This is a genomic window from Pseudomonas sp. 05N434, assembly GCF_056396965.1.
This window is the reverse complement of record NZ_JBFTMK010001049.1, coordinates 1-580: the sequence shown is the minus strand read 5'-3', so window position 1 is coordinate 580 and position 580 is coordinate 1. Positions and strand designations below refer to the sequence as shown.

At 61.9% G+C, this 580-nt stretch carries 1 protein-coding gene; it reads left to right on the top strand.

Features of this window, described 5'->3' with window-relative positions; translation table 11 throughout:
• Positions 1-223: 223 nt before the first annotated feature.
• On the top strand, positions 224-580 hold a 357-nt coding region (locus AC1DLB_RS31645; RefSeq protein WP_477786485.1), incomplete at its 3' end, for a glycine zipper domain-containing protein.

Here is a 580-nt window from a genome sequence, read left to right as displayed (position 1 = left end):
GGCAGCAACCTGTCCAAAAAGCGTCATTGATCCTGAAGGTCAGCTGAAAAAGCCCGGCTTAATGCCGGGCTTTTTCGTTTTGGAACGTTTCTGCATCATGTGGCTCAAATCTCATACAGTCGGTATTGGTTTTCTGTATAACAGACCCAGATACAGGCTGATGCCTATCCGCGGCACGTTCTTCCCCCCAATGCGGAAATTAGAGGTGCATATCATGCGTTTCATGCGTTTGACATTGTCCACGATGTTTTTGGGGCTTTTGGTCGCTCAGGGCGCAATGGCGGGCGGCAACGGTGACGCTGCAGTCGGCGGTGGTCTTGGCGGTGTGTTGGGCAACGTAGTCGGCGGGCAGTTGGGCGGCAGCACCGGGGCCGCGGTGGGCGCTGGCGTCGGCGGTGCGGCAGGCAGTGCGGTCGGTGCGCGCAAGGGCAGTCGCACAGAAGCGGCCGTTGGCGGTGGTCTCGGCGCGGCGGGCGGTTCGGTGATCGGCAACAGCCTGGGTGGCTCCACGGGTTCGGCCATTGGCGCAGGCCTGGGCGGCGCAGCCGGTGGCGCGGTGGGCAGCAACATGGGTGATGAC